The following is a 24,600-nucleotide window of genomic DNA, read 5'->3' on the forward strand; positions in this document are numbered from 1 at the left end:
AGTTAGAAAATGGGGAACTATTCCACAGTTTTCTTTTGAACCAAAAAGTCACGCAGATTTGATGCTTCAACAAGACATGGTTGATTTTGAACGCGGCACAAAGGTTGCTGGTTTCCGCGGGTACTTTTTAAAGAAAGAAGCGGTAGAGCTTTCATTCGCGCTTTGGCAGGTTGTCTTGGAACACTTTACCAAAAAAGGATACTCACCAATGATGGTGCCATCACTTGTGAAGCGTGAGACACTACTCGGTACAGGATATCTTCCACAAGGAGAAGAAGATTTATATAAAACACAAGACGGAGACTATCTCGCTGGAACTGGAGAAGTTGCAACCATGGGATATTACATGGACGAAGTGATTGATAAATCACAACTACCAATTAAAATTTTGGCATTTTCTCCGTGTTATCGACGAGAAGCAGGAAGTCACGGAAAGGATACAAAGGGACTGATTCGAGTACATGAATTCTTTAAGTGGGAACTTGTCGTGCTTTGTGAGGCGAGTCATGAACAGTCTGTCATTCACCATGAAGAACTTACCAAGGACGCTGAAGAATTAATGCAACTTCTAGAAATCCCATATCATGTAGTTGCAAACTGTGGAGGTGACTTGGGACTTGGGCAAGTTAAGAAGTATGACATTGAAGCGTGGATGCCGTCTGAAAACACATACCGCGAAACAAACTCTGCCTCATATTTTCATGATTTCCAGACTCGACGAACAAATACTCGCTATCGAGATGAAGCTGGAAAAATGCAATTTGCGCACTCATTAAACAGCACAGCACTTTCAGGAAGACCTCTTATTGCACTCATTGAAAACAACCAACAAGAAGACGGATCAATTAAGATTCCTCCTATACTTCAAAAATATCTTGGAAAAGACATAATTGGTGGAGCGAAGTAACTATGCATGATAGGAGAAAGCAATCAGTGCTCGTCTCACGACGCTTTCAGGAGAAAAAGCGTAAACATACTACATGGGTTCGAATCGTACTCTTTGGTCTTACTGTTGTTGCAGTATCAAGTGCAATTAGTGTTTTTTTTATTCCAATATTCAATATCTCAAATGTTCGTGTAGATTTTGGCGCTCAAGAAAATACAGTTTCAAAATCAGTAACTCAAGATATCGAATTCAAGTTGCTTGCAATGGTCAATGAGGCAATGACAAAGCCTCGAGCATTTTTCTTGCCAGCCTCAAGTATTTTCTTTAACCGTGCGTCAAATTGGCAACAAGCACTTGAAAATACTGATCCACGATTAAAAGATCTGGAAGTTGATTCTAAAAATCGAGAACTAATCATCAAGCCGGTTGTTAGAAAACCATATGGCTCATGGTGTGGTTCGGGTTGGTGTGTATCAGTTGATACAGAAGGAGTCGTTCTTGGTAGTCAGGCTGCGGTTGCACCTTCAATGAAAACAGAAGTCGCTGATCTTGTGGTTAACGATGAAGCCCCCGTTCGGTTACTTAGAAAAGATGGTGGAGATGGAGCACCTGACCCAGGTGAGCCATATCTTGATCCTCAGGTGTTTACAGATACGCTGGCATTTGCTGGAGAAATGAAACGGGAACAATTCGATGCTGAAACGCTTATTGTTGACGGCAAATCAAGTATAGGGCAGATTGAAGGTGAACTTGTCAGTGTTTCAGGTCAACGAGTGATGTTTATGCTCTCAAACAAAGAGGGATATGCGGAAACAATAAAGTACTTTCAGTTATTTAAAGCGCAAATACGAAAAGTAGGATTTGTACTTTCTGATTATGAATATATTGATTTAAGGTTTGGTAATGCGGTCTATTATAAGAAAAAGAATTCAGTAAGTAACACAGAAGAAGAAATAACTGTTCAATGAGCATAGGATTTTGGAAACAACTTAAGCGGCCATTTTTTGTATTGGCCCCAATGGCAGACGTAACAGATGCTGCATTTCGACGTGTCATTGCCGCTCGCGGCAAACCAGACGTGATGTGGACAGAGTTTGTTTCCGCTGATGGGTTGGTGCGTGCAACTCCAGAAGGAAAAGCGAAACTGATGAAAGATTTGATTTATGTAAACGAAGAGCGTCCAATAGTCGCTCAATTGTTTTCCGCACATCCTGAATATATGAGAGAAGCCGCAAAGCTCGTTAGGGAACTAGGTTTTGATGGAATCGATATCAATATGGGTTGTCCCGATCGGTCAATTGAAAAACAAGGAGCAGGAGCTGCACTTATCAAAACTCCAGAACTTGCACGAGAGGTTATTAAAGCTGCAAAGGAAGGTGCGAGAGGTGACGGTGTAGAGATTCCTGTTTCTGTTAAGACACGTGTTGGATATAATAGCGTGACACTTGATGAGTGGTTACCAGAAATTCTCAAAGAATCTCCTGCAGCTGTCACAATTCATGCGCGTACTCGCAAAGAAATGTCCAAAGTGCCCGCAAACTGGGACTTAGTTCGACAGGCAGTTCAAATTCGAGACCACCTTGGTTCCTCAGCACTCATATTAGGTAACGGGGATGTTACAGATATTGCTGATGCACGAGAAAAAGCAGAGCGGACTGGAGCCGACGGGATTATGCTCGGACGAGCAATATTTGGTAACCCGTGGTTATTTAATGAAACTCACCCAAAGTCAGCTATTCCACTTAAAGAACAGCTAGAAGCCCTACGAGAGCATGTGCAGCTATTTGATGAGATATTGGGTGGTACAAAGTCTTTTGCGATTATGAAAAAACATTTTAAGGCGTATGTAGAAGGGTTTGATGGAGCAAAGGAGATCCGGGAGGCCCTCATGAATGCAAGTAATCCACAGGAAGTGACCTCGCTACTCTCTGCTATGATAGATGGTACTGCCGACCCTCGTTAGCCTAGGCACAAAGTCACTAATAGTTGACTATATTGATATTTTATATTAAAATAAAGTCCCATTAATTAAAAACTTATTCCATGTTTACATCGTTATTTGCACGTCTTAAGCGCCCAGCATATTACATCCCACTTGCGATTCTCATCGCAGTGTTTGGTGGTATTGCGTACGGTTCATCAAATGGTAACGGAAGTTACGAAGTTGTGACTGTAAAAGAAGGCATACTTGAAGAGATTGCAAAGGTAAACGGAAAAGTTCGTGCTGCACAAAACGTTGATCTGTCCCTTGAGCGTGGTGGACGAATCACCTCAGTCGCAAAGAACGTTGGTGATCGGGTCACTACTGGTGAACTTATCCTTTCAACGTCAGCTGGAAACCTTTCAGCGTCTGTTGACCGTGCACGAGCAAATCTTGATCGTGAAATTGCAAAGCTGGAGTCACTTCGTGAAAGCGCACGACCTGAAGAAATCCAGATTGCAACACAAAAACTGGACCTTGCGGCAACAGAAGTCCGCTCAGCTCTTCGAGATCTATCCGAGCAGGTTAGTGATGCGTACGTTCGTTCAAACGATGCAATCCGAAATACTATTGACCAATTTAACTCAGGTGGAGAAGTCTCACCAAACTTTACACTCCCAATTCGTGATGCAGGTGACGAGACAAAACTTGAAAATGGTCGTCGTCAATTGAAATACACACTAGATCGCTTTGAAGATGCAATTGAAGCCGCAGGGGACGATGCTAGTGATGCTGTAATTTCTGCAAATGTTGAAAGGGGACTTTCGGTACTTACCGACATCAGCACATACCTTACAGATTTTGCTTCAGCAATTAACGATATTCGTCCTGACGATTCATACACTCAAGATGAAATTAACTCGTGGAAAGAAGATATCTCAGCTGCACGAACATCTGTTTCTGTAGGAAGACAAAATCTCATCGCTGGACGACAGCGTCTACAAGATTCAAAAAATGATGTGTTGATCGCACAAAGTGAGCTTGAAATTAAACAAACTGGTGGAAGCGCATCAGAGATTCGAATTCAAGAAGCAGTTGTTGCACAAATGCGCGCAGACCTTCTAGCTTCACGTGCTGAACTACAAGACACAGTCATTGTTGCTCCATTTGCTGGAATCATCACTCGAATCGATGCTGAAGTTGGTGCAAGCGCACTTTCAGGCGACCCACTCGTATCCTTGATCTCAGAAGGATCTCTTGAAATTGAAGCAAACCTCCCTGAAGTGACCGTTGCTCGTGTTTCAGTTGGAGACAGCGCACGAGTGACACTCGATGCCTTTGGAAGCGGAGTCACATATGACGCAGTTGTAACATCAGTTGACCTCTCAGGAAAAGAAGTTGATGGTGTGCAGTCATACCAAACAACACTCCAGTTCGTTAATCCAGATGAACGTGTAAAGGTTGGAATGACAGCAAACGTATCAATCGTCACTGAAGTTCGCTCAAATGCAAAAATTCTCCCAAAGAATGCTGTCTCAAATATTGACGGTAAGTTTTACGTATTAAAAATAAATGGTTCAGAAAAGCCAGTTGAAACTGAAGTAACTGTTGGAATGTCAGCAGAAGGAGGAATTGAAGTTGTTTCAGGTCTTGAAGTGGAAGACCAGGTTGCTATTAAAAACTAATAGGACAGATGACATCATTTAAGGTAGGACTTTTCCTTGCGATTCGCCAACTAAGGCGGGCAAACATTTGGACTAACATCCTGATTTCTTTTGTGATGGTCCTTACCTTCCTCAACCTTGTTGTCATTAACGGTATCCTTGTTGGACTTATTCAAGGCTCAGAAGAGCAATACAAAGACCGCTACACAGGAGATGTTATCGTCTCAAAATTGATCAGTAAGCCGTATATCCAACGTACATCTGAGATTATCGCTGCTATTGAATCTATGCCTGGTATTAAGGACTATGTAGTCCGATATACAGAAGGTGGAAGTGTTCAAGCAGATTATAAAGAAAACATCAAAAAGGAAGGTGACCTCGACATGAGCACGGGTGCACTATTTTCTGGTATTAATCCTGTTAAAGAAAATGAAATCTTCGGACTCGCTGATTTCGTTGTAGAAGGAGAGTACCTACAGCCAGGTGATTTCGACAAGGTGATGATCGGAGCAAACTTGCTCTATCGATACATCCAAATTGACTCCCCTGTCTTTCGTCCGCTTAAAGGAGATATTGGCCCTGGAGACAAGGTCCGCGTAACAATTGGAGACACCATTCGCGAAGTGGAAATCAAGGGTATCGTAAAGACAAAGGTGGATGAAATCAGCTCACGAATTTTCATGGACGAGGCGCAACTTCGACAGATCGCTGGAAGAAATGCGTATGATGCAAACGAAATTTCTATCATCGCTGAGCCTGGGGTAACACAAGAATCAATTCGCGACGCACTTCTTGCTCGAGGATTCGGTGAGTACGCTACGGTCCAGACACAAAAGGAATCTATTCCTGTGTTTCTCGATCAAATCAAAGATACATTCGGCCTCCTCGGTAATGCTATGGGTCTTATTGGTCTTGTGGTTGCCTCTATCACCATCTTCATTGTTATCTTTGTGAACATCATCACACGCCGAAAGTATATCGGTATTCTTAAAGGTATCGGAGTGTCTGGAAAGGCGATTGAAATTTCATATATTTTCCAATCTGCATTTTATGCAATCGTTGGGTCAGTAATTGGACTTGTACTTACATTCTTTGTCCTCCGACCTCTCTTCTATGCGCACCCAATTGATTTCCCATTCAGTGATGGAATTCTTGCAGTTACTTGGGTTGGTACACTTGTCCGTGCTGGAATTCTGATTGTCTGCACAATCATCGCTGGATACATTCCTGCGCGAATGATTGTCCGAAGAAATACGCTCGATTCAATCCTTGGCCGATAATATTTATGTCTATGCAAAATATCATTAGTATCAAAAACCTGACAAAGACATACTCAAGCGGGAATATTGAAACCCACGTGCTTAAGGGTATTGATTTTGAAGTGAAACAAGGAGAATTCGTGGCAATCATGGGACGATCAGGAGCTGGTAAAAGTACACTTCTGTATCAGATGAGTTTGCTCGACCATCCAACTGGTGGCGCGATTGTGCTTGATGGAAAGAACACAGAAAAAATGTCCCAGGACGAACGAACAACATTTCGTTTGATGGAACTTGGATATGTGTTCCAGGACTATGCGCTCATGCCAGAACTTACTGCAATTGAAAACGTAATGATTCCACTCCTTATGCAAGGTTCACCAAAAGCTCGTGCTTCAAAAATTGCAGAAGACGCGCTTACAAAGGTAGGTTTGGGAGATAAGTTGTACAACTTGCCCTCACAGCTCTCAGGAGGCCAACAGCAGCGTGTTTCTATTGCACGTGCCATTGCACACGGTCCGAAGATTATCTTCGCTGACGAGCCAACTGCAAACCTTGATAGTGAATCATCACGACTAATTATTGATATTTTTAGAGACCTTAACGAACGCGCTGGACAAACCATCATCATGGTTACCCACGAAGAGGAATATAGTAAACTCGCAAAAAGAATTGTTACACTTTCTGATGGTCTGATCACGAGCGACATCTCGCGATAAAACTATAGTTACGATATAGTATCTATATGAACGAAGTTCTTCAGACAAATATTTTCCTTGGTATTACCGGGGTAGCAGTCATTATCATAACGTTGCTTGTCATTGTGTTATTGGTATACGGCATCAAAATATTTAGAGATGTTTCTCATATTTCGCATAAGGTAAAAGAGGAAAGCGAAGCGATTGTGGACGATGTTAGAGAATTGCGCAATAATATTAAGGAGAGTTCACCAGTTACGTCGGTTGTTTCTTTTTTCGCAAAAATACTTGGCTCACATACTCGTAAGGCACGCACCAAGCGATCAAAGGAATAATTGAAAGTGTATACTTACTAATTTTAAATTCAGATTTTCATGAGCACTAAGAAAAATACAAATAACGACAGTAAGAGTCTCGTTGAGGCGGGACTAGCCATTGGAGCAATTGCAGCAGGAGCAGCAGGAGCATATTTTATGTTTGGTTCAAAAAAAGCAAAGCAGAATCGAGCGCATATGAAGAGTTGGGTGTATAAGGCAAAGAGCGAAGTGATTGATCGCATGGAGCAGCTTAAAAACGTCAGCGAAGATGAATATAAGAAGCTTGTTGATACAGTCGTGACAACATACCAAAACAAAGGTAATGTAAGCGTCCAAGAGATTGGACAGATCGCAAAGGATCTTAAGGCTCACTGGAAGAACATCAGAAATGACATTAAGAAACACACATCACCACGATCAACAACAGCCAAGCCGGCAGCCAAGAAAAAGACCGCAAAGTAGTCTGGGTAGATCAAAAGCACCAAAAGAGACGTCATGGGGTGGCGTCTCTTCTTGGTATGAGGATGTTGTAGGAGATCCAGCGTCATACCAACAAGCAGTACTTTTACCGAATGTAGTTCGAATGCTCGCTGATACAGCAAAGCCCGGAAACACCATTGTAGATGTTGGCTGTGGTACGGGACTCTTTTCACAAGAACTTGCAAAATCAGGTGCACGTGTCATTGGTATTGATCCAGGTGAGTCCTTTATATCCAAGGCAAACGAAAGTGGAAAGGGAGAATTTAAAGTTGGTACGGCTGACGCACTTCCTGTTTCTAATAACTCAGCTGACGCGGTTATGTGTATTTTGGCACTCCAGAATATTCGCGAAGCACGTGCGGCAATTATGGAATGGAAGCGAATTATAAAAATTGGCGGAAGTGCTTTGCTTGTTCTTAACCACCCTGCATTTAGAATCCCAAAACAAACTGGATGGGGATGGGATGAGGTTGCGAGAAAGCAATATAGAAAGATTGATGCATACATGTCTGAATCAGAAGCAGGTATTGTCATGAATCCAGGAGGAAAACAAGATTCATTGACCGCATCATTTCATCGACCACTACAGTGGTATTTTAAACAGTTACACGCAGCGGGGTTTGCAGTGACACGACTTGAGGAATGGATCTCACATAAGAAAAGCGGAGCAGGACCTCGACAAGTTGAAGAAGACAGAATGAGAAAGGAAATACCACTCTTCCTTTGCTTAGAAGCAAAAAGATTGAGCTAAAGCGTGTCTTTTATATTGTACGCAAATACTACTCCAAGTGCTGCGATGCATGCTACGGCAAAGAATACGTGCGAGAGGGATATGAATGCGAGTGAAGCACTAATTCCGAGTGGAACGAGGATGTATGAAAGACTCGCGATACTCATCCACAGGCTAACAAGTTGTGCCTGGCCGTTCCGTATCATTTTAAAGAAGTAACTCTCGGCCATAATTTCTACAGAACTTGCTCCGACGCGAGTGATAAAGAGAAGCGTTGTCCACGCAACGATTGAAAGTGTATGCATGAAGGGAATTAAGCCTGTTGAAAGTGCAATGATAACAAATCCCAGGATAAGGATTTCTTTTTCACCTAAGTATTTATCTGAAATTTTTCCGAGTGGATACTCAAACAACATAAATGGCAGAAGCATGATGGTAAACATCACACCGATTTCTCCCCAACCAAAACCAATATCTCGAAGATATATAGGCATGTAAATAACCATCGCTGCGAAGAACATCTGCAGGATGAAGTTGCACATGACAATCATCCCAATACTCTTGTTCTTTATTGCAATTCTGACCCCACTTAAAATACTATGGTTACCATAATGAGAATCCTTAAAGTGTTGTACTGAGAGAATTCCGGCGAGCATTGGAAGGGTCATAAGGGCAGAAAGTGCATATACTGATACGAAATCGGTAGCTGAGAGTAGTAGTCCTGAAAGAAGTGGAATGGCCACAAACATGGAGTTAACGATCGTTAAAAACATTCCACGCGCTGATCCCGTCTGACTGTGTTTCGAATAGTGCTGGATGAAAATACTGAAGTGAAAATACATGACAGGGATAATGGCGTGATGGAGGATGAATGCTGCCATTACAACCATAGGGTGTGGGGAAGCTGCCATGACGGCGAGACTTGCCATTTCAATCATGATTGCAACCGCCATCCCTGCTCGGTTACCGATTCTTTGTAAAATAGATGGAAGAATAGCGAGAATCACGATTCCTAAGAATGATCCTCCGGCATATAAAAATCCCACTTTGTCTTCACCGACAATTCCTGAAAGGAAACTGGAGTTTATGTAAATTGTTAAAACGTAATGAACAGCAAAAAAGAGTGTTGCTGTATAAATTCTATTTAAATCCCGTGCAAACGGGTGCATGAACGAACGAAGCATGTGCAAATTATATCAGTAAAAGAAAAAACACCTGATTACCTCTATGAGCATAATCAAGTGCCTGCAATGGGGACTATGAAGCGGGTGTCACGATTCAGGTGCGTCGCCAAATGGATCAGGGTACGGAGAAGCTGTTGGTTGTGTCGAGGGTTGAAGTTCTCGAGCATTTCGAACTTCGTCACGCCCTATTACTTTTCCATTGTGAATGCCGGTTTCATATCCAGTTGCATACAGTCTGTATGCAAACGGAAGTGCTACCACAAAGAAGCACGCCAACATCAAACCCTGTAAAACATCCTTGTTCTTGCTCCTGACTGCGGAAATCATCCAGCCACACGCGAAGCCGATACAGAATACAGCAGCCGTAAGTGAGAACATTGCGAGCAGAGGTGTTTCTGCAAGACGAGAGTACTGATGCATAGGATCTCCTAAAAGAAGTACTGTTATATATTATATCACAAAAGTGATATAAGTCAACTAAACACCTAAGATAACAGGGATGATGATTGGACGCTTAGCAGTCTGTGCGAATAGGAAGTTTGTGATGTTTTCAGTCACACGCTCCTTGAGTGCATCGAAGTTGATTGGGTTCATACCAACAGCTTCGTCTTCGATCGTCTTCTTAATGATATATCGAGTCTGCTGGAGTAGATCTTGCGCTTCTCGGAGGTAGATAAATCCACGAGAGATAATATCAGGACTTTTCTTGAGTTTTCCGGTTGCAGCGTTGATGCTTGCGACAATAACGAACATTCCATCTTGTGCGAGTGCGAGACGATCCTTAAGAACCACCTCTTGCATGTCTCCGATAGAGAAGCCGTCAACAGTCATTGCTTGCCATGGAGCACGTGCCTTAATCTTTGTCACCGTCTCACCATCAGGTGAAATTTCAATGATTGAACCAGTGTCAGGTACAACAATGTTCTTCGCTGGAATACCAGTTGATTCAGCTAATTCAGCGTGGAGGCGTAGTCGGTAATGGTTACCGTGCACAGGCATGAAGAACTTAGGCTTGATCTTTCGGTGTAGCCACTCGAGTTCACCACGATTTCCGTGTCCTGTTGAGTGAATGTACACCTCAGATGTTCTGTAATGGACGATACGTGCACCGGCGCGAGCAATGTTGTCCTTCAACTTCTCTACTGACTTTTCATTTCCAGGAATAATTGAAGAAGAGAGGACAATTGTGTCACGAGGAGTGATGTGAATCACTTTATGATTCTTTGTCGCGATACGCATGAGCGCTGCAAACTCTTCTCCCTGGGCTCCAGTTGAAAGAATGATGATCTTATCTGTTGGATATCGATCCATCTCAGTTGCTTGGATGATGGTGCCTTTTTGCGTTTTTAGCATCTCAGCCAAGATGGCGATCTCAATGTTCACTTTCATACTGCGTCCTTCGATGACAATTTTCTTGCCATATTTCTCAGCAATCTCAATGATCTTGATGATACGTCGGAGTTGGGATGCGAATGTTCCGATGATCAATCGACCAGTTACTTTCTTGATGATTTCTTCCAAGCCTTCGTGCACCAATGTTTCAGGTGTTGAAAATCCGGGGTTCTCTACGTTTGTAGAGTCAGCCATAAGGAAGAGTGTCTTTTCTTTTTCAAATACCGAGTATTCTTTCTCCTCACTTTCAACTGCTTTTCCGTCAACATGTTCAAGTTTAAAGTCTCCAGGGTTAACGATAGAACCGATTGGTGTATCAATAATGACACCCATTGAGTCAGGAATAGTGTGGGTTACACCAAAGAATCGAACGGTAAGTTTTCCAAGTTGGATCTTTGTATCTTTTTCAATGATATTAATAGCCAATGGTTTTGTCTGAGGAAATTCTTCCTGACGTTTCTTGACCATGATAGCAGTCAAGTTTCGTGTGTAAATTGGCGGGTTACCAATACGAGGCATGATATATGGAAGCCCTCCGATATGGTCGAGGTGACCGTGGGTGATGATCATTCCACGGATCTTGTCCTGACGCTCTTCGAGGTATCGTGTGTTTGGAAGGATGTAATCAATACCAGGAGTATCGTCGTCTTGGAATTGGAAACCAGCATCAATAATAATGATGTCGTCCTTGTATTCAATCAAGGTCATGTTTCGTCCAATTTCTTCGACACCTCCAAGTGGGATGATGCGGATATTTTCTCCAGGTGGAGGAATAATCATTACATCTTTGCGAAGTGCTGGGTCTTCAGGACGTGCTTCAAAAGCAGCTGCTGGAATAGGAGGACGCTCAATGCGTCGGTTATTGTTTCGTGGACCTCGTCGACCGTTACGTGCACCAGCGGGAGCGCCAGTTCGTGGACCAGCTGTTCTTCCAAAGTTTCCTCGGGGAGCACTTCCAAAACTACCAGATGGACGACTAAAGCCGCTGCGGTTTCCAGTCGGTCGATTATTAAAACGTGGACGCATTCCTCCTTCAGGACGTGGTCGTGATGTCTCTAGGTGTGCACGATCTGGTCGAAGTGGTGGTGGAGGAGCATCGGGGCGCGACTCAAGACGCTCGCTTCCCATGGGGCGAGGTGAGTGTGGGCGCATTGGCCTATTTGTTGGTCTTCCAAATCCACCAGAGTGGTATGGCCTGCGTCTGCGCTCAGGAGTTCCGCCCATTTGTGGGGGAGTATTCGAATCTGTGTTCATTCTGTACTTGTTCTATGTATGTTAATAATTACAAACCTTTTTATATTTCTATAATATGTCTAAAATATTCTTAAACACCGGCCAAATTCTTTCAGTTTTGAGGTATCCCCGATATACGTGACTCAAGCGCTCTGCGGGAGCTTCGATACGAGCTGGGAACGCCTCCGTGTACTGGATAGGCGAGATGTATATATATGATGGACTATACAGGAAAACTGCCGGCATGTCATCCATGATCTGTGTTTCAATGGCGAGTAATCGCTCACTTCGTGCTGCAATTGAGAGTGTTGAAGAAGCAGATAGTTCATCAAGGGCACGATCAACTTTCGCATTTGAATACATTGCAACGTTAAGTCCTGGATCTGATCGTCGTGTTGAATGCCAAAACGCATAGAGGTCAGAGTCCTTTGCGATAACTTGTCCAAAGAGAAGGGAATCATAATCACGCTTTCGAATGACGTTTTGGTTTAGATCACCCGGTTCAAACATCCGTAGTGATACTTGTACACCAATGCTTTCCCATGCTTCTTTAAGGAGTGATGCAGCAGCCTCAAGATCGGGTGTGCTTGCAGTAGTAATTGTGAGTGTTAATGGAATTTCGTCTGAGCCAACTTTCTTTGAGCGGACACCGCTCTCACGCATAACATATCCCGCTTTGTCGAGCATGAACTCTGCAATTTCAGCTGTTGTTGATGCGTATGGTGCATCAAGTGATTCTGTGGTATCTGAATCAATAGAACGAAGGGAAGATGCAAGAGCAAGTGTGGATGTTGAAGTTGATGCAGCAGCAAGGAGTGCTTCCTGAGCGCTGGTGTCCGCCATCACTTTTAACTCACCAGGAAGTGGAGAAGCAGCTGCGGTACCGAAGCCTGCAAGGACATCAGAAACAATTTGCTCACGTGGTGCAGCGATACTTAACGCTTCACGAACTGCAATATCTGCAAGTGCGCGGTTACGTGATTGGTTAAAGAAAAGGGCAAACACACGTGGAAGTGTATACATTGACCGCTTGGCAGTTGATTCCTCGTCTTCAAGGAGCTCAGATGCACTTTGTGGTGAGAGTCCGCCTACGCTATTAATGTCACCGTTATTGTATGCATTAACGAGTGATTGTTCGTTTTTATAAAAATTAAGTGTAAATGAACGGATGTATGCTTTTCCTGGTGCAAATTCACTAAAACGTCGCAGTTGCAGTGATACCGGAATACCTTGAGAGTCTCGGTTTATTGATGAAATATGAAATGCACCAGCACCAATTGGATTAGTGTGATATTCCGCAAGACCAAAGTCTGCTACTGGAATTTCTGCATAGATGTGTTTAGGTAGTACACCAACTGTTGCAAGTTCCAATGGATCAAGTGATGGTGGGTATGTAACTGTAATTGTTCTGTCATCAACAATTTCATATGTAACCCCTGCAAATTGTGCAGCGAGGGGGCTACGAATAGCAGGATTTTTAATGATGTCGATTGTAAAAGCAACATCTTCAGGTGTTACCGGCTTTCCATCGTGGAATGTTGCGTTGTGTCGAAGTTTGAATACGTATGTTTGAGATCTCTGTTGTATAGGAATTTGCTGCGCTGCGGTCACATCTCCAACAGGAAAGTTTGGAGAAGCAGCGGGTGCAAGTTCAATTGATTCAGCCAGAATTGGTCGGTACCCTCCAGCGTCGCCCTTTTCAACTAGTCCTGCAAATACGAGTCCCACGATATCTCGTGTAGTACCAGTGATTTCAAGAACCGGGTTGATGATTTTAGGCGCACCGATTACTCCTTCTACAACGTCACCGCCGTATCCAGGTACAACAATACTGACCTTTTTGTCTATTGCTGCGATTGCAGAAAAGGCCGAAGTTACTGCAAGGATAGTTAGTAACCCAAATACAATCTTTGCGGTCAGAGAAAAACTAGAAATGACCGATGCCGTCTTGGCTATAAATGATTTCATATGTAAGCAACAGACGCACGCGAGCTATATAACTATACCGTATATATGTAGCAAGGCTACTTTATACGATAATAGAGAGCACGCTTAGTACGGCGAACACGGCAGCTACAAGGATAGTAGCGTTAAAGAGGCCCTTTTCAAGACCACGTCGTGTGAATCGTGTTCCTCCGCCATCAGCGCCGAAAGCGCTACCTAAGTCGGCATCCGATCGTTGCATGAGTACAAGCACGATTAAGAATATCGATAGGCCTATCTGGGCGTACGGAAGTACCGTAGCGACTGTTTGCATTGGTAACCATACTAGCATTTCTGGTATAGTTTGCAAATGGCACACGCGCTCTATCAAAAGTATCGTCCACAAGCATTTTCTGAAGTTATTGGCCAAAGTCACGTTATAAAAGCCCTAGAACAAGCCGTTTCTTCGGGTCGCCCGTCACATGCCTATGTACTTTCGGGAGGTCGTGGAACAGGTAAGACTTCACTTGCTCGTATTTTTGCCAAGGCACTTGGCTCGTCTGACGCAGATATCATTGAAATGGACGCGGCATCGCACACTGGAGTCGATGATGTTCGTGAAATTATTGATAGTGCCTCAGTACTTCCATTCAGCTCTCAATTTAAAGTCTATATATTAGACGAAGCCCACATGCTCTCGAGAGCTGCTTTTAATGCACTATTAAAGACCTTAGAAGAGCCACCTCCACATGCACTATTTATTCTTGCAACAACTGACCCAGAAAAACTTCCTGATACTGTCCTTTCTCGTTGCGCGGTGTTTTTGCTTGATAAACCACGAAATACTGCCATTGAAACAGCACTCTCACGTGCAATTAAAGGAGAGAGTCGCGAAGCAGAAGCCGAAGCGTTAACACTTATGGCAATTATGGCTGATGGATCGTTCCGGGACGGTCTGTCACTTTTGGAGCAGATACTTCGTTCGTATCCACATGGAAAGATTGAGCGTGCGCATGTTGAACAAATGACTGGTGCACCAAAAGGAGAATATGTCTCTGATGTCTTGGCTGCGCTTGATCATGCTGATCCGGAGCGAGCGCTTAAAGCGGTTCGTGCACTTGAAGCTGATGGCGCAAATCCTCAAGTATTTATGCAGCTACTCGTCTCTACTGTTCGTTCTGTTATATATACACGGTTCGGTGGGGCAGGTGCTGGGGAAGAATTATCAAAAGAATCAGAGCATACTCAGTCACTGGTAAACTCGTTTGTAAAAGGAAAGCATGTTAATTCAGCACTCTTGGAATCTTTAATTTCGCTCCACGGAGAAGTCCGTCGTTCTCCAATGCCGTATGTACTTCTTGAAGCACGGTTGATTACGCTTTCAGAGAAAGGGAAATAAAAAAACGCCCAGAACTTAGGTTCTGGGTCGTTTGGTTGTGCCGTCTGTTAAGCGGCTTTTTCAATTTCATTGTCAAGACCTTCAAGGTCGTGGAGGGGGATCGCGAATTCTGTCGGAATGAAACATCCGACATCCGGCAGAACTTTTCCATCGAGGAGGAGTTTCATGTCGAGTTCGGGGTAGTCTGCTTTCGACGCCTTCATCATGTTAGATGTGAGCGCTGGAAGAAGCACTGCTCGCATATCCGCCTCGTCTAGGATTTTATCCTCGACAAGAGATTGAACAAGTAGTGATACTTGCCGTTTACTGATGATTGTTGTGCATCTGGCGTCGTTAAGGAAGAGGTTCCCGTGTGCACCGCATTCGCACATGTCAATCCGTACTCGTGCCTTCGTCGTACCGCTTTCCATTTCGAATACCTCCATGCATTATGAGCATGTTGTTTTGAGAAAAAATAGTGTGCATGGTGGGAACCGTTCCCACCATGCACAATCGGGTGTTAACGAACTTACTTCTATATTATAACACGGTTAAAATAAAAAGCAAGTTTTTTCGGAGAAAACATTGCCAAAAGGGCATTTTTTAGGTATCTTAGTGAGGCAGTATATTGCCGATTCGTCTAATGGTAGGACGACCGCCTCTGGAGCGGTTAATTGGGGTTCGAGTCCCTGATCGGCAGCAACTAACAATGTAGAACATAAGTTGTATTTTAACTCTGGAAAGGAGGGACTATGTCATACGCCCTCGTTCAACAAATTATCGGTTCAGCTGCTCTTATTGCGTCACTGTTCATTGCACTTGTAGGGTTCCCGATGCAAATTCGAAAGAACTACAAGATGAAAAATTGCCAAGGACTGGCTCGATCTCTTGTAATCAGCTGCTCCATTAGCTATACCCTTTGGATGCTACACGGATTTCTTAAGGGTGATTGGTTTTTAGTTATAGCTCAAGGGGCTGGTGGACTTCTTTGTTACACCCTTTTGTTCCAGATGTGGTGGTATCGGGAAGGTAAATGAGGTTAAAACTCATGTGTTTCGCGTGAGGTATATATATTTTGGAAAGACGGGATCAAGACAACATTCCGTTGTCCGTGGTTTTCCATACCACGGCCAGTAGAGGTGATTCGAGACGCTGTCCTTACAGTTCTCTTCCCAGTGCTCGATCTTTTAGATTTTCGGGAATGGTTTCAAAAGAAACTTACCGAAAAACGCGAGTCTGGTTCCTTATTGGTTGCGTCAGTTAAGCATGGTTTTGTATAGGACTGTGCTTATTTTTTTATTACACATTCTGTTGTGGTGCTACGATTAAAGTGTTCTTCATTATTAATATATACATATGGATACAACACTGTTTTTAGCGGGGTTATGGGGTCCGGTTATATTTGCGATGGGCTTGGGTATTTTCATCAGCCGAAATTATTATGTAAAAGCATATCGGGAGTTGGAAAAAGAAACACTCGCAGTACTTCTTTATGGAATTGTTGGGGTTGTAATTGGAATCTTACAAATATCAGCACATAACGTGTGGGATACACTTCCACAGTTCATAATCAGTCTTCTTGGTTGGGGAGTGTTACTCAAAGGAGCAGTATTTATCGTTGCACCGCGATTTGCTGACAAAAGTGGAGATGCATTTCTCAATGCAAAGCTCCTATCAACAGTTGGTGTAGTAATGCTTGTGCTCGGTGGATACCTTTCTTGGTTTGCGTATCTTGTGTAGCTAGTACACACAAATAAAAAAAGCGCTGCAGAGCGCTTTTTTTATTTGTTCTTTTTAGACTTAGGTAACTTAAAATGCCTTGAGTAGAATTCTTTTTGTTCTTTAATTGTATTTTTTGGAAGCCCCTTAAAGAATTCATATTTATCAGCGTGTCCGTCTAAATTGAAGTTGGAAGTCTTTTTTGATGAAACTAAGAATGCGAGACTGATGTCTTGGCTGTAGTGGTTTAGGTATGATTTGTACTCGATGATGCCAAGAAATTTTTCAATCTTGGGGACGATACCTAATTCTTCTTTTGCAACTCGCTTCACTGCTTGTTTCAGATCTTCACCCTTAAGCACAGTTCCTCCTGGAGTGTGCCAGAGTCCCATACCCGGATGAATTGTTCGGCGGATAAGGAGTATAGATTTTTTATGCACATACACGATTTCTACGCAGAGTCGTGGAACTCGGCTGTAAATTGCTTTAAATTCTTCAAAAGGAATTCTTTGTACTTTCATTGACAGTTGAATATATCACAGCGCTTGGCACTTTAAATGTACTAGGTACAATGGGTAGATATTTATAAAATTAATTCTATGCAAAAAATTATCCCTCACCTATGGTTTGATACAGAAGCAGAAGAAGCTGCGACATTGTATATGTCCATTTTTAATGGAGGAAAAATTAAATCTTCAACACGATATGGAGAAGCTGGTTTTGAAGTGCACAACATGAAAGCCGGAACTGTAATGACGATTGAGTTTGAAATTGAAGGACTTACATTTATTGGACTTAACGCTGGTCCAGTTTTTAAATTCACCCCAGCAATTTCTTTTATGGTTAATTGTAAAATCAAAGAAGAAGTTGATGAGTTGTGGAATAAATTAATTGAAGGTGGAACTGCACTTATGCCACTAGACAAATATCCATTTAGCGAGCGGTATGGATGGGTTAAAGATAAATATGGTGAACATTTACAAATTGGGGTTTTTTCTGATTCAGGTATTGTCTATATTCCTGATAAACCGTATCTTATATCCGTGATGGTTCAAACAAAGGGTGGTGACGTGACTGCTGAGGAGAGACAGAAAGTGACAAAATTTATGGAAGATATATCACGTGCTTCCTATGATTTCTTCTCTACTGCAAAAAATACCTATAAATAGCACAACAAAGGCTTGTATCTTGCCTGATTGCTACGTGGTAAAATGAGTGGATGAAAAAAATTATTGGTATTGTTGTCGCAATTGCTGTTTTAGCTGTCGTGGCGTTTCTGTTAGTTAAGAATTTTTCTGATAAGGAAGCGATTCCTAATACAGGGGAAAACAATACTCCAGTAGGTGTTTCTACAACAACAGAGCCAACTGCTACTTCAACTCAAACAACTGAAGATACTGGAAAGAGAGTTATTGGTAAGTCAGTCGAAGGACGAGATATTGTTGCATACTCCTACGGAACTGGTAATACAGACGTGTTGTTCATTGGAGGTATTCATGGAGGATATGAATGGAACACTGCACTCGTTGGATATGAACTTGTTGATTTTCTAAACTCAAATCCATCTGTTGTTCCTGAAAACGTTAAGGTGACAGTTATTCCCGTAATGAATCCAGATGGTTTGAACAAGGTAGTAGGCACAACTGAGAAATTTGATAGCGATGATGTTTCAACTTCAAACACTGTTGTGGTCTCTGGTCGCTTTAATGCAAACAACGTTGACCTTAACCGAAACTTTGACTGTGATTGGAAGGCAAGCGCAATGTGGCAGAACAAGACAGTAAGTGGTGGAACGGCAGCATTCTCAGAACCAGAAAGTCAGGCAATTAAGGCGTATGTTGAAGCAAACAAGCCAGAAGCGGTGGTTGTTTGGTATAGCGCAGCTGGTGGAGTGTATGCATCAAATTGTCATGGTGTTGTTTCAGAGGGAACACTTTCTCTTATGAATACATATGCAAAGGCCTCAGGATACTCAGCTCACAAAGATTTCAATTTCTATGAGATCACTGGAGACATGGTGAACTGGTTTGCAAAGAACAATATTCCAGCAATCAGCGTCCTTCTTACAAATCACGAAGATGTTGAGTGGAACAAGAACAGGGCTGGTATTGAAGCAATCCTTAGATCTTATAACCAATAATGCGTAGGTCTCCGCTACAGAAGTTCATTGGTGTAGCAGTTTTTGTGCTTGGTATTGTTGGACTAATTCTATTCCTTGTTGGGAAGAACGAGCAAGTTAAAGAACCTGATGTTGCCCCAGTCGAACAAGCGACATCATCAGAACCAGTTCGAGAAGTAATTGGCACTTCAGTTGAAGGACGAGAAATTGAGGCGTACACATTCGGAACTGGAGCAAAGCGATTGTTGTTTGCAGGTGGAATGCACGGAGGATATGAGTGGAATAGTGTGCTTTTGGCATATGAGTTTATGGATTACGTTACAGAAAATCCAAACCTCATTCCTGAAGGAATTTCAATTTCAGTCATCCCTTCGATTAATCCAGACGGCGTATTTACAGTAGTTGGAAAAGAAGGGAGATTTACACTTGCAGACATCTCTGCAGCTACACAAAGCATGCTACCAGCTGGCGCCGGCCGCTTTAATGCGAATGATGTGGATTTAAACAGGAACTTCGATTGTAAATGGCAACCAACAAGCACGTGGCGTTCAAAAACAGTCAGTGCTGGAACCGCACCGTTTTCTGAGCCCGAGGCAAAAGCACTTCAAGGGTTTGTATTAAAGTATCGACCGTCGGCAGTTGTCTTTTGGCACAGTCAGGCAAATTCGGTATATGCGTCGGAGTGTACTGAAGGAATTCTGCCTGTAACTATTGATGTTATGAATGCATATGCGAGCGCTGCCGGATATAGTGCAGTGAGCTCGTTTGATGCATATCCAGTTACAGGAGATGCTGAAGGATGGCTCGCTTCAATTGGAATTCCTGCTATTACAGTAGAGCTTAAAACCCACGAAACTATTGAGTGGGATAAAAATCTTGCTGGTGTTAAAGCGGTACTAAAGTATTTTAGTAAGTAACATATATGAAAACAGTTGTCATTACTGGTATCGGAAAGGGAATAGGAAAAGCACTTGCATTAAAGTTCCTTGAGGATGGATTTCGGGTGGTAGGAACAACGCTTTCGTCAATGCCTGATTACTCTCATGAACATCTTGATGTGTACACACTAGACCTTGGTTCGTATGAGAGTATTAGCGCTTGTGTAACTGAAATTACCAACAAACATCCCCACATTGATATTGTCATTAATAACGCTGGAGTACTCCTTGATGAAAGTGAGGTTGCGCTAGTTCCAGAGTTACTTAGAAAAACATTGGAGATTAATGTTATCGGCACGACAACATTTACTGAGCAAATTCTTCCTCATGTTCAAAGTGGAGGTCACGTTGTTGTAATTTCTTCAAGCGCAGGCTCGCTTGAGCGAGCAGGTAAAGCAATTAGTCATTTTCCATTCCATTATCCCGCATACAAAATCTCTAAAGCGGCACTCAATATGTATGTGCGGACATTAGCGTTACGTCTAAAAGAGGAGAATGTTACAGTAAGTGCAATCCATCCGGGGTGGGTGAAAACTGATATTGGTGGTGTTGGAGCAGAGATGGCTCCAGAAGAAGCAGCAGAAGGAATTTACCAAACTTCTATTAATGCTCCTGAAACAGGAAATTTTTGGTTTAAAGGTGAAAAGTTACCCTGGTAAATGCAATCCAGCATTGTAATAGCAGGTACCAATATTTCTTATTCTATTAAGGTTAGTCGTCGAGCAAAGCGAATGAGTGTAACAGTATTTCCCGGTGGAGTGTTAGTGGTGACGGTTCCCAAAAAGACCTCAATTGATGTGATTGAAAACCTATTACACAGGAAGTCTACGTGGATACGCAGAGTAATTAATCGTCTCAGTACTCTTCCACGAGTGTCTCGTATTGAAGACAGTAAAACTGAATATAAAAAATATAAAACAATTGCACTTAAAACTGCACAAAATAAAGTACAAGAGTTTAATACTTTCTATCGGTATCTCGTTAAGTCAATTTCTATTAGAAATCAAAAAACACGCTGGGGTAGTTGCTCAAGACGTGGTTCACTCAATTTCAATTATAAAATTGCTTTCTTACCCGAACCGCTAGTGGACTATCTAGTTGTCCATGAATTGTGTCACTTAGGTGAGTTTAACCACTCAAGTAAATTCTGGGATTTGGTTGCAAAGACTATTCCTGACTATAAAGAGAAGCGGACACTGCTTAAACGGTGTGTGTAGCAAGAATCGGGTTTCCAAGTCCCGTGCTTTACCCTATGATACCTGGATGCATACGGAGTATAAGCACATCGCCAAAGCTTTACAGTTCATCCGTGAACACACAAAAGAGCAACCTAGCCTTGAGGCTGTGGCTAAACATGTGGGAATGAGTCCGTTTCATCTACAGCGCTTGTTTACTGCTTGGGCAGGCATTAGTCCTAAGAAGTTCTTGCAATATATAAGTATCGAGCATGCAAAGGAGGTGTTGCGAGAAAAAGGAGGTACAACAACCGGCGCAAGTTACAAAGCAGGGCTATCTGGCACTGGACGATTACACGACTTATTTATACGTATTGAAGGAATGACACCTGGTGAGTATAAAAATGGCGGTGTTGGAATCACTATTGAGTATGGTTTTGGAACTTCAGCATTTGGAAATTATCTCGTAGCTTCAACTGAAAAGGGAATTTGCAATATATTGTTTTTTGACGCAAAGAAGATTGAAGCAGTGAAAGAATTACAGTCTCACTGGCCACAAGCTCGAATAATTAAAAACAATTCTCGTGCACATGCTGGGGTTCATAATTTTTTTGCTGGTAAAAAAAGAAAGAGAATTGTTCTGCACCTCAAAGGAACGCCATTTCAAATAAAGGCCTGGGAAGCACTATTAAAAATCCCTGAGGGACAACTTACCTCGTACGCCTCTCTTGCTAGTACCTTAGGAAGTGGTGCGTTTCGTGCAGTGGGAAGCGCTATTGGCGCAAACCCGGTAGCGTATCTAATACCGTGTCATAGAGTCATTAAGTCAGTTGGAAACATTGGAGAATATAGGTGGGGTGCAACACGAAAAGCTGCAATGACAATTCACGAGGCACACAAAACTAGAAAATAGCATGAAAAATATTCCATCTGAAATTTTAAAAGATAAGGTATTTGGACCATTAGTGAAAATTTACGGTGCTCCTGACTTCACAAAGTATCATGGTCGCACTACTATCTTTGAGGCATTAATACGTTCTATTATCTATCAGCAATTATCAGGGAAAGCTGCAGCTACAATACGTGGTAGGTTTGCAGCATTATTTCCTCGTAGGAAAATAACACCACAAAAAGTTCTGTTACTTTCCGATGAAAACATGAGAGGGGCAGGAATTTCTCGAGGCAAAGTTGCATATGTTCGTGATCTTGCTCAAAAATTTATTGACGGAACAGTGCCACATCGTTCGTTTAAAAAAATGACTAATGAAGAAATCATTGTTCACTTAACAAAAGTTCACGGTATTGGTGAATGGACTGTTCATATGCTTTTAATATTTACGCTACATCGACCGGACGTGCTTCCGGTTGGAGATTTGGCTATTAGAAAAGGATTTCAGAAAGCCTATGGCTTAAAAACATTGCCAACAGCAAAAGAAATGGAAAAATTAGCGCTCTCTTGGAGGAAATACGCTTCGTTTGCGTCTTGGTATTTATGGAGGCTTGTTGATTAGTTGTGCTTTGGTAAGATAAAACATTAACCCAAAATACATGCGTACATTTGATCCAGAGGTCAGTTCGTATCTTTTAGCACAGCGAGTTGGAGTATTGGCGGTTGAAATGCCAGATGGTTCTCCGCACGGTGCAACGGTGCATTTTGCGCATACTGATGATACGGGTGCATTTTTCTTTGCAACCGCAGTAACTACACTAAAAGCTAAAGCATTGGAAGGAAAGCAAGTAACTCGAGCAACCTTTGTACTTGGAACAAATGAAGAAGACATGAAGACACTCCAATTGGACGGAACTGTTGTGGTCGTTCCTCAAGATGATATGGAAAAGTTTACGACCGTATATCTTGGTAAATTCCCAGAGAAGGAACCGAGAGTGAATTCACCGCAATCGCTGTTATTGAAGTTCACTCCAACGTGGTGGAGGTATACTGATGGGTCACGAAAAAAAGAAAGACTTGTGTTGGTGTCAGAATAAGTAGGTAATTTAAATATATGATTGAAGTTAAAAATATTACAAAGAAGTTCGGAAAATTCACCGCGGTAGACAATGTTTCATTTAAGGTGGAAGCTGGTGAGGTGTTTGCATTTCTCGGTCCAAACGGGGCGGGGAAGTCTACGACAATAAAGATGCTGACCACCCTCCTTCGTCCTACTGAAGGGCAGATTTTCCTCAATGGTCATAATGTGACTGAAAATCCAGGAGAAACTCGTCGTTCACTTGGAATTGTGTTTCAAGACCCTAGTCTCGATAATGAGCTTACTGCGTATGAAAACATGCAGTTCCATGCAATTCTCTATGGTCTTCCAAAGAAAGTGTACACACAGCGTATTGTGGACCTATTAAATCTAGTAGAGCTCTACGACCGAAAGGATTCATACGTAAAGAACTTCTCTGGAGGCATGAAGCGACGTCTTGAGATTGCACGTGGTCTACTGCATCACCCTAAAGTGTTATTTCTAGATGAACCAACAATCGGTCTTGATCCACAGACACGAAACCACATCTGGACATATATTAAGGAGTTAAACAAAAAGGAAAATGTAACTATCTTCCTTACAACTCACCACATGGAAGAAGTGGAGCGAATGGCATCTCGTCTTGCAATTATTGACCATGGAAAAGTAATTGCTAGTGGTTCTATTGAGGATATTAAGAAAGAAGCTGGTACTTCAAACCTTGAAGACGCGTTTATTACGCTTACGGGAAAGCAAATCAGAAAAGAAGAGGCAAACGTTGGTCTCAACCAGATGAGGATCTCTAATAAGCTAATGCGGTAATTACACATGAATACAATCTATATCCTTTGGATCCGTCAGTTAAAGCGCTTTATCCGTAAGAAGGCAGCAATCGTTGGTGCCCTAGGTCAACCAATCTTGTTCTTGTTTGTCATTGGTTTTGGACTTAATCCAGTGTTTTCACGAGCGGGAGATGGTGATTACATTCAGTTCCTCGTTCCTGGAATTATTGTGATGACAGTACTCTTTACCTCAATCTTTACTGGACTTGAAATCATCTGGGACAAGCAATTCGGATTCCTCAAGGAAACATTCGTGGCGCCCGTGTCCCGCCTCGAAATCCTTATCGGTAAAACTCTTGGTGGTGCTACGGTTGCACTTGTTCAAGGTTTGCTCGTGTTCTGTATCTCGTTTTTGGCAGGTTTTCGAGTTGAGAACATCTATATGCTTCCGATAGCGTTTGGCTTCTTGGTACTAGTTGCAATTATGTCGTCAGCCCTTGGAGCTACGATTGCAGCGCGTCTTGAAGACATGCAAAGTTTCCCTTTGATCTTTAACTTCATCATTCAGCCATTATTCTTCGTCTCAGGTGCAATCTTTCCAATCAAAGACCTTCCAGCTGCGCTTGATGTTGTTACAAAAGTTAACCCATTTTCATATGGGGTGGACGGGTTACGGTATGCCTTGGGGAATACAAACGTATTTTCACCGGTATTAAGTCTCACTGTCCTTGTTTCAGTGACCATTGTCATCTGTATAGTGGGCGCCTACCAGTTTTCCCGAGTTGAACTATAGAACGAGCAATTTGTCTATATACCTGCTATACTTTCCCCTGTA

The 24,600-nt window shown here is 42.5% G+C and carries 29 protein-coding genes and 1 tRNA gene; 23 read left to right on the forward strand and 7 right to left on the reverse strand.

Going from position 1 to position 24,600, the window contains the following annotated elements; genetic code table 11:
* The 9 genes from serS to PLF31_02440 form a co-directional block, all read left to right on the forward strand.
* Positions 1-907 (forward strand): serine--tRNA ligase (serS, locus tag PLF31_02400; GenBank protein ID HRH26296.1); only part of this gene is annotated, 907 nt, incomplete at its 5' end.
* A 2-nt stretch (positions 908-909) separates the two neighbouring features.
* Positions 910-1,854: a hypothetical protein gene (locus tag PLF31_02405; GenBank protein ID HRH26297.1), complete on the forward strand. Its 945-nt coding sequence runs from the start codon at positions 910-912 to the stop codon at positions 1,852-1,854.
* A gap of 50 nt (positions 1,855-1,904) precedes the next feature.
* Complete coding sequence (locus PLF31_02410; GenBank protein HRH26298.1) at positions 1,905-2,849, forward strand: tRNA-dihydrouridine synthase; 945 nt, start codon at positions 1,905-1,907, stop codon at positions 2,847-2,849.
* 80 nt (positions 2,850-2,929) lie between these two features.
* Positions 2,930-4,492 carry an efflux RND transporter periplasmic adaptor subunit gene (locus PLF31_02415; GenBank protein ID HRH26299.1) on the forward strand — a complete coding sequence of 521 codons (1,563 nt, stop codon included), beginning with the start codon at positions 2,930-2,932 and terminating at the stop codon, positions 4,490-4,492.
* Between the two features lie 8 nt (positions 4,493-4,500).
* The gene (locus tag PLF31_02420) at positions 4,501-5,751 is read left to right on the forward strand and encodes an FtsX-like permease family protein (GenBank protein HRH26300.1); all 1,251 of its coding nucleotides are present in this window, start codon (positions 4,501-4,503) and stop codon (positions 5,749-5,751) included.
* Between the two features lie 11 nt (positions 5,752-5,762).
* Positions 5,763-6,449 carry an ABC transporter ATP-binding protein gene (locus PLF31_02425; protein ID HRH26301.1) on the forward strand — a complete coding sequence of 229 codons (687 nt, stop codon included), beginning with the start codon at positions 5,763-5,765 and terminating at the stop codon, positions 6,447-6,449.
* A 26-nt stretch (positions 6,450-6,475) separates the two neighbouring features.
* On the forward strand, positions 6,476-6,763 hold the full coding sequence (locus tag PLF31_02430) for a hypothetical protein (GenBank protein ID HRH26302.1): 288 nt from the start codon (positions 6,476-6,478) through the stop codon (positions 6,761-6,763).
* 39 nt (positions 6,764-6,802) lie between these two features.
* Positions 6,803-7,207: a hypothetical protein gene (locus PLF31_02435; protein ID HRH26303.1), complete on the forward strand. Its 405-nt coding sequence runs from the start codon at positions 6,803-6,805 to the stop codon at positions 7,205-7,207.
* Positions 7,134-7,976: a class I SAM-dependent methyltransferase gene (locus PLF31_02440; GenBank protein HRH26304.1), complete on the forward strand. Its 843-nt coding sequence runs from the start codon at positions 7,134-7,136 to the stop codon at positions 7,974-7,976. The genes PLF31_02435 and PLF31_02440 overlap by 74 nt, the downstream gene beginning before the upstream one ends.
* Here the strand turns inward: PLF31_02440 and PLF31_02445 are convergent.
* The 5 genes from PLF31_02445 to secG all read right to left on the reverse strand — a co-directional run bounded on the left by PLF31_02445 (position 7,973) and on the right by secG (position 14,021).
* On the reverse strand, positions 7,973-9,139 hold the full coding sequence (locus PLF31_02445) for an MFS transporter (protein HRH26305.1): 1,167 nt from the start codon (positions 9,137-9,139) through the stop codon (positions 7,973-7,975). The two genes, PLF31_02440 and PLF31_02445, sit on opposite strands and share 4 nt — an antisense overlap.
* Positions 9,140-9,226: 87 nt before the next feature.
* A complete protein-coding gene (locus PLF31_02450) occupies positions 9,227-9,559 on the reverse strand; it encodes a hypothetical protein (GenBank protein ID HRH26306.1) in 333 nt (110 codons plus the stop codon).
* A gap of 57 nt (positions 9,560-9,616) precedes the next feature.
* Entirely contained in the window at positions 9,617-11,785 is a 2,169-nt protein-coding gene (locus PLF31_02455; protein ID HRH26307.1) for a ribonuclease J, read from the reverse strand.
* Between the two features lie 48 nt (positions 11,786-11,833).
* The gene (locus tag PLF31_02460) at positions 11,834-13,732 is read right to left on the reverse strand and encodes an ABC transporter substrate-binding protein (protein HRH26308.1); all 1,899 of its coding nucleotides are present in this window, start codon (positions 13,730-13,732) and stop codon (positions 11,834-11,836) included.
* 61 nt (positions 13,733-13,793) lie between these two features.
* Positions 13,794-14,021 (reverse strand): preprotein translocase subunit SecG, encoded by a 228-nt coding sequence (gene secG / locus PLF31_02465; GenBank protein ID HRH26309.1) that lies wholly within the window; start codon positions 14,019-14,021, stop codon positions 13,794-13,796.
* A 36-nt stretch (positions 14,022-14,057) separates the two neighbouring features.
* Between secG and dnaX the strand changes: the two genes are divergently transcribed.
* A complete protein-coding gene (gene dnaX, locus PLF31_02470) occupies positions 14,058-15,086 on the forward strand; it encodes a DNA polymerase III subunit gamma/tau (protein HRH26310.1) in 1,029 nt (342 codons plus the stop codon).
* Between the two features lie 47 nt (positions 15,087-15,133).
* Here the strand turns inward: dnaX and PLF31_02475 are convergent, their stop codons facing one another.
* Positions 15,134-15,511 carry a hypothetical protein gene (locus tag PLF31_02475; protein ID HRH26311.1) on the reverse strand — a complete coding sequence of 126 codons (378 nt, stop codon included), beginning with the start codon at positions 15,509-15,511 and terminating at the stop codon, positions 15,134-15,136.
* A gap of 183 nt (positions 15,512-15,694) precedes the next feature.
* Here PLF31_02475 and PLF31_02480 point away from each other — a divergent pair.
* From PLF31_02480 to PLF31_02490, 3 genes are all read left to right on the forward strand, one after another.
* Positions 15,695-15,765, forward strand: a tRNA-Gln gene (locus PLF31_02480).
* A gap of 52 nt (positions 15,766-15,817) precedes the next feature.
* A complete protein-coding gene (locus PLF31_02485) occupies positions 15,818-16,102 on the forward strand; it encodes a SemiSWEET family transporter (GenBank protein HRH26312.1) in 285 nt (94 codons plus the stop codon).
* 319 nt (positions 16,103-16,421) lie between these two features.
* Positions 16,422-16,805, forward strand: coding sequence for a hypothetical protein (locus PLF31_02490; protein HRH26313.1), 384 nt, complete (start codon positions 16,422-16,424; stop codon positions 16,803-16,805).
* A 41-nt stretch (positions 16,806-16,846) separates the two neighbouring features.
* Here the strand turns inward: PLF31_02490 and PLF31_02495 are convergent, their stop codons facing one another.
* The gene (locus PLF31_02495) at positions 16,847-17,305 is read right to left on the reverse strand and encodes an NUDIX hydrolase (protein ID HRH26314.1); all 459 of its coding nucleotides are present in this window, start codon (positions 17,303-17,305) and stop codon (positions 16,847-16,849) included.
* A 78-nt stretch (positions 17,306-17,383) separates the two neighbouring features.
* Here PLF31_02495 and PLF31_02500 point away from each other — a divergent pair, with 78 nt between their 5' ends.
* Genes PLF31_02500 through PLF31_02545 form a run of 10 tightly spaced genes read left to right on the forward strand, consistent with a single transcriptional unit; the run spans position 17,384 to position 24,558 of the window.
* Complete coding sequence (locus PLF31_02500) at positions 17,384-17,953, forward strand: VOC family protein (protein ID HRH26315.1); 570 nt, start codon at positions 17,384-17,386, stop codon at positions 17,951-17,953.
* Between the two features lie 50 nt (positions 17,954-18,003).
* Positions 18,004-18,924: a M14 family metallopeptidase gene (locus tag PLF31_02505; GenBank protein ID HRH26316.1), complete on the forward strand. Its 921-nt coding sequence runs from the start codon at positions 18,004-18,006 to the stop codon at positions 18,922-18,924.
* Positions 18,924-19,820, forward strand: a complete 897-nt coding sequence (locus PLF31_02510; GenBank protein HRH26317.1) for a M14 family zinc carboxypeptidase — start codon at positions 18,924-18,926, stop codon at positions 19,818-19,820. Before PLF31_02505 ends, PLF31_02510 begins: the two co-directional genes overlap by 1 nt.
* A gap of 5 nt (positions 19,821-19,825) precedes the next feature.
* A complete protein-coding gene (locus PLF31_02515; GenBank protein HRH26318.1) occupies positions 19,826-20,500 on the forward strand; it encodes an SDR family NAD(P)-dependent oxidoreductase in 675 nt (224 codons plus the stop codon).
* Positions 20,501-21,058: a SprT family zinc-dependent metalloprotease gene (locus tag PLF31_02520; protein ID HRH26319.1), complete on the forward strand. Its 558-nt coding sequence runs from the start codon at positions 20,501-20,503 to the stop codon at positions 21,056-21,058. It begins immediately after the preceding gene.
* Between the two features lie 46 nt (positions 21,059-21,104).
* The gene (locus tag PLF31_02525; GenBank protein ID HRH26320.1) at positions 21,105-21,929 is read left to right on the forward strand and encodes a methylated-DNA--[protein]-cysteine S-methyltransferase; all 825 of its coding nucleotides are present in this window, start codon (positions 21,105-21,107) and stop codon (positions 21,927-21,929) included.
* A gap of 1 nt (position 21,930) precedes the next feature.
* Positions 21,931-22,527, forward strand: a complete 597-nt coding sequence (locus PLF31_02530) for a DNA-3-methyladenine glycosylase 2 family protein (protein HRH26321.1) — start codon at positions 21,931-21,933, stop codon at positions 22,525-22,527.
* A gap of 37 nt (positions 22,528-22,564) precedes the next feature.
* Positions 22,565-23,002: a pyridoxamine 5'-phosphate oxidase family protein gene (locus PLF31_02535; GenBank protein HRH26322.1), complete on the forward strand. Its 438-nt coding sequence runs from the start codon at positions 22,565-22,567 to the stop codon at positions 23,000-23,002.
* Positions 23,003-23,019: 17 nt separating this feature from the next.
* Positions 23,020-23,805 (forward strand): ATP-binding cassette domain-containing protein, encoded by a 786-nt coding sequence (locus PLF31_02540; GenBank protein ID HRH26323.1) that lies wholly within the window; start codon positions 23,020-23,022, stop codon positions 23,803-23,805.
* Between the two features lie 6 nt (positions 23,806-23,811).
* A complete protein-coding gene (locus tag PLF31_02545; GenBank protein HRH26324.1) occupies positions 23,812-24,558 on the forward strand; it encodes an ABC transporter permease in 747 nt (248 codons plus the stop codon).
* The last annotated feature ends 42 nt before the right edge of the window (positions 24,559-24,600 follow it).

It is taken from the genome of Candidatus Paceibacterota bacterium (assembly GCA_035438625.1).
Taxonomy (GTDB): Bacteria; Patescibacteriota; Minisyncoccia; order Phycocordibacterales; family DAORIS01; genus DAORIS01.

Excerpts from the sequence above, each read along its gene's own strand:
- PLF31_02545 (HRH26324.1), top strand. The coding sequence starts at position 23,812 with ATGAATACAATCTATATCCTTTGGATCCGTCAGTTAAAGCGCTTTATC.
- PLF31_02485 (HRH26312.1), top strand. The coding sequence starts at position 15,818 with ATGTCATACGCCCTCGTTCAACAAATTATCGGTTCAGCTGCTCTTATT.
- PLF31_02460 (HRH26308.1), bottom strand. The coding sequence starts at position 13,732 with ATGAAATCATTTATAGCCAAGACGGCATCGGTCATTTCTAGTTTTTCT.
- PLF31_02525 (HRH26320.1), top strand. The coding sequence starts at position 21,105 with ATGCATACGGAGTATAAGCACATCGCCAAAGCTTTACAGTTCATCCGT.
- PLF31_02430 (HRH26302.1), top strand. The coding sequence starts at position 6,476 with ATGAACGAAGTTCTTCAGACAAATATTTTCCTTGGTATTACCGGGGTA.
- PLF31_02505 (HRH26316.1), top strand. The coding sequence starts at position 18,004 with ATGAAAAAAATTATTGGTATTGTTGTCGCAATTGCTGTTTTAGCTGTC.
- PLF31_02405 (HRH26297.1), top strand. The coding sequence starts at position 910 with ATGCATGATAGGAGAAAGCAATCAGTGCTCGTCTCACGACGCTTTCAG.
- PLF31_02415 (HRH26299.1), top strand. The coding sequence starts at position 2,930 with ATGTTTACATCGTTATTTGCACGTCTTAAGCGCCCAGCATATTACATC.
- PLF31_02425 (HRH26301.1), top strand. The coding sequence starts at position 5,763 with ATGCAAAATATCATTAGTATCAAAAACCTGACAAAGACATACTCAAGC.
- PLF31_02520 (HRH26319.1), top strand. The coding sequence starts at position 20,501 with ATGCAATCCAGCATTGTAATAGCAGGTACCAATATTTCTTATTCTATT.
- PLF31_02420 (HRH26300.1), top strand. The coding sequence starts at position 4,501 with ATGACATCATTTAAGGTAGGACTTTTCCTTGCGATTCGCCAACTAAGG.
- PLF31_02510 (HRH26317.1), top strand. The coding sequence starts at position 18,924 with ATGCGTAGGTCTCCGCTACAGAAGTTCATTGGTGTAGCAGTTTTTGTG.
- PLF31_02445 (HRH26305.1), bottom strand. The coding sequence starts at position 9,139 with ATGCTTCGTTCGTTCATGCACCCGTTTGCACGGGATTTAAATAGAATT.
- PLF31_02440 (HRH26304.1), top strand. The coding sequence starts at position 7,134 with ATGACATTAAGAAACACACATCACCACGATCAACAACAGCCAAGCCGG.
- PLF31_02475 (HRH26311.1), bottom strand. The coding sequence starts at position 15,511 with ATGGAGGTATTCGAAATGGAAAGCGGTACGACGAAGGCACGAGTACGG.
- PLF31_02410 (HRH26298.1), top strand. The coding sequence starts at position 1,905 with ATGGCAGACGTAACAGATGCTGCATTTCGACGTGTCATTGCCGCTCGC.
- PLF31_02540 (HRH26323.1), top strand. The coding sequence starts at position 23,020 with ATGATTGAAGTTAAAAATATTACAAAGAAGTTCGGAAAATTCACCGCG.
- PLF31_02490 (HRH26313.1), top strand. The coding sequence starts at position 16,422 with ATGGATACAACACTGTTTTTAGCGGGGTTATGGGGTCCGGTTATATTT.
- PLF31_02515 (HRH26318.1), top strand. The coding sequence starts at position 19,826 with ATGAAAACAGTTGTCATTACTGGTATCGGAAAGGGAATAGGAAAAGCA.
- PLF31_02535 (HRH26322.1), top strand. The coding sequence starts at position 22,565 with ATGCGTACATTTGATCCAGAGGTCAGTTCGTATCTTTTAGCACAGCGA.
- secG (HRH26309.1), bottom strand. The coding sequence starts at position 14,021 with ATGCAAACAGTCGCTACGGTACTTCCGTACGCCCAGATAGGCCTATCG.
- PLF31_02450 (HRH26306.1), bottom strand. The coding sequence starts at position 9,559 with ATGCATCAGTACTCTCGTCTTGCAGAAACACCTCTGCTCGCAATGTTC.
- PLF31_02530 (HRH26321.1), top strand. The coding sequence starts at position 21,931 with ATGAAAAATATTCCATCTGAAATTTTAAAAGATAAGGTATTTGGACCA.
- PLF31_02500 (HRH26315.1), top strand. The coding sequence starts at position 17,384 with ATGCAAAAAATTATCCCTCACCTATGGTTTGATACAGAAGCAGAAGAA.
- PLF31_02455 (HRH26307.1), bottom strand. The coding sequence starts at position 11,785 with ATGAACACAGATTCGAATACTCCCCCACAAATGGGCGGAACTCCTGAG.
- PLF31_02495 (HRH26314.1), bottom strand. The coding sequence starts at position 17,305 with ATGAAAGTACAAAGAATTCCTTTTGAAGAATTTAAAGCAATTTACAGC.
- dnaX (HRH26310.1), top strand. The coding sequence starts at position 14,058 with ATGGCACACGCGCTCTATCAAAAGTATCGTCCACAAGCATTTTCTGAA.
- PLF31_02435 (HRH26303.1), top strand. The coding sequence starts at position 6,803 with ATGAGCACTAAGAAAAATACAAATAACGACAGTAAGAGTCTCGTTGAG.